We start from the raw sequence: 2,742 nt of genomic DNA, 5'->3' as shown, positions 1-2,742 counted from the left end.
ATGGCACTGTCTGGGTGAATGGCGATAATGGCTATATTGCCATGCAGGTCAGTGGGTTAGAAGTGCTTCCGGGGGCCGGTCTCACGGATTCAGGATATAGCTTTTCGTATAATCACTGTTAGGCTCAGTTCAGATATATTTTAATAACTAGGAGAAAAATAATATGGCAAATGGAGATGCATCGTTTCCAAAGATAGCTGGTAGTAGCTGGTGGAAACTTAGAGATCTGTTCAAAAGGAAAGTGCCAGCTATAGTCACTCCTACTTATTTGGCAACGGCTCTCTCCATGGGAGAAGCGTCGGCGAGATCAAACCTGATTGGGCCCTTTAAGAAAATTGGAATAATTGATGAAGATGGTAAGCCTACCGATCGGGCATACGACTGGAGAGATGATCATAAATACAAGACCGTATGTGAAGCCCTGATAGAAGAATATTATCCACAGGAATTAAAGGACTTATTTCATTCAGCTGATTCAGACCTGCAACAGGTGACAAATTGGTTTATGAGTCATGCACGATGTGGTGAGCCAGCAGCAAAAATGTTTGCCCGTTTCTACATCCTGTTATTGAAGGCTGACCCAAAAGAAGCCGATGTGGCTGTAGCGAAGAAAGAAGGCACAAAAAAGTCATCACCGAAAGATAATAAAAAACAAGCAAAAGTGACCGAAAAGCCGGAACTTGAGTTTGTCGAAGAAAATCCTGCCACCCAACCTCCTACGGTTCCAGCTCATACTCAAACTCAAACTGTTCCAACAGTTCTGAACAATACTCCAGAACTTCATATTAACGTACAGCTACACATATCGCCCGAGTCATCCGCAGAGCAGATAGACAAAATATTTGAAAGTATGGCGAAGCATTTAAAGGATTTTAATAAGTAATACTATGATTTCATCCAATGATATCAAAAGTCTAATCACAGCTATCGAAAAAGACTGTGAAGATACATTATTACCCCCAGAGGGAGGGTTGGAGGCTATAGGTCAGCCAGTCATACCATTCACACTTATCAGAGGAACCCGAGGGTACTTGGAGCGTATTACTCACCAAATAAATGGAACATACACAAATGGTTGGTACGACTCTTGTGCAGTGATGATAAGAAGACTAGTAGAAACACTAATTATTGAATCATTTGAATATAAAAATATAGCTCAGAATATCAAGAATCAAGCCGGTGATTTTTTTTATCTCTCTGACCTAATTTCTAAAACGCTATCTGAGTCGTCATGGAACCTAAGTCGGAATGCGCGGCAGGCACTTCCAAAATTAAAAGATATTGGTGATAAATCAGCGCATAGCCGAAGATTCAATGCGGTCAGAAACGACATTGATAAAATAAATCCAGAAATCAGAGTTGTGGTTCAAGAGTTAGTCTATTTAGCGGGGTTAAAGTGAAAAGCCTAAAAAGAAAAGCAGCCGGGAAAATTGGGAGCGTCAGCGAGTAATTTTCCTCTGTTGCGGGCACTATGTTTCTATCGGAGAGTCAAGAAGATGATCAAAGAAGTTTCCAGTATCAGTGAATTAAAAGCGGCAATGACGTCTGATGCTCACGAGATAGTCACACATAACGATGCTCTGGTTAAAAAGCTAAAGGCTGTAAAGCTGGCAAAATCCTGGGGGCCTGCAGCGGTAGGAGGGATTATCGCCGCAATTCCTCTGGTGGTTACAACTGGCCCAGTTGGCGCGGGAGCAGTCGCAGCATTTGCACCGTCGGCTGGTGTAGCAACATCAACCATCGTGGCTTTGATAGTGGCGGTTGGGGGATCGATTGCTATTAGCCTGTTCTCCGACTGGGAGTATGTCGAAATCGGAATCGACGGAATAAAAATGAAGCGTAAGAAAACATAACAACCGCAGGCATGGCGACGTCTTTTACACTGCGGTTTCGCATCCATTTCAAAGCCGCGCATGCTGCGGTCGTCATGTGTTAAGGATACATAGAGAATGAGAGAGTTTTTTGAGTTTGAAGCTTTGGTAAAAGATATTTTCCGTCATCAGGGATTTAAAATTGATGATGAGAATAGGATGTACCGAACTGATAGAGGTATGGCGGAATTAGATTTCTCAGCAATCCTTCAAAACAAAAGGTATGTGGTAGAAGTTAAGTTTTATCGTCAAAGCTCTCAAAACACATCTCTTCTCAAAAAAGCAACCAAACAACTTCTCAGGTTAATGGATATAATTGATATACCTAATGGAATATTGGTTGTCTCTAGCAATGTTAGACCTGAGTATATTGAAGAGTTAGAGAAGTTGGGGATTGTAGTTATCTCCAGATCTGATTTGTTTAATATGGCGTTAGGGTCAATAGAACTATCTGAAAAGCTATCATCCTTACTTGAAGATGATGGCGAGTCTTCTTCGAAAGAAAATAAGCTGAACAAAATTAAGTCCTCAGAACCGATTGATAGGCCAAAATCAGAGGGGTTTATTGGTTTTGTTTCGAGTAAGCTATGTTTATGCACAGAATTAAAAAGTATACCCGGTGGCAAGAAAGGGTGGTCAGATTATGAGAAGAAATGCACCGAAATATTAAAATACCTATTCGATTTGGATCTAACCGGCTGGCAAAATCAGCAACGCACTGATGATGGGATTAATAGATTTGACCTTGTTACTAGAATAAGAACAGTTTCAGATTTTGGTTCTTCGTCACTTCACGTGGATTTGGCCTGATCGAATAGGCGGCCCACCGGGCTGCCAATCAGGTAGATCATGGCGATAAAGTTGGCCTCGT

4 protein-coding genes are annotated in these 2,742 nt (G+C 41.6%); all 4 read left to right on the top strand.

The features are described from left to right. Window positions 1-163 precede the first annotated feature (163 nt). The 4 genes from BIS10_RS18210 to BIS10_RS18195 all read left to right on the top strand — a co-directional run bounded on the left by BIS10_RS18210 (window position 164) and on the right by BIS10_RS18195 (window position 2,681). Window positions 164-883, top strand: coding sequence for a DUF5343 domain-containing protein (locus BIS10_RS18210; protein WP_253507515.1), 720 nt, complete (start codon window positions 164-166; stop codon window positions 881-883). A gap of 4 nt (window positions 884-887) precedes the next feature. Further along, window positions 888-1,400, top strand: a complete 513-nt coding sequence (locus BIS10_RS18205; RefSeq protein WP_207953619.1) for a hypothetical protein — start codon at window positions 888-890, stop codon at window positions 1,398-1,400. 96 nt (window positions 1,401-1,496) lie between these two features. Next, entirely contained in the window at window positions 1,497-1,853 is a 357-nt protein-coding gene (locus tag BIS10_RS18200; protein WP_253507512.1) for a hypothetical protein, read from the top strand. A gap of 96 nt (window positions 1,854-1,949) precedes the next feature. Beyond that, window positions 1,950-2,681, top strand: a complete 732-nt coding sequence (locus BIS10_RS18195; protein ID WP_253507508.1) for a restriction endonuclease — start codon at window positions 1,950-1,952, stop codon at window positions 2,679-2,681. Window positions 2,682-2,742: the final 61 nt, after the last annotated feature.

It is taken from the genome of Halomonas sp. 707B3 (genome assembly GCF_024158645.1).
Lineage (GTDB): Bacteria > Pseudomonadota > Gammaproteobacteria > Pseudomonadales > Halomonadaceae > Vreelandella > Vreelandella lionensis.
The sequence above is the reverse complement of the archived record's forward strand: the minus strand, read 5'-3'. Positions and strand labels throughout refer to the sequence as shown.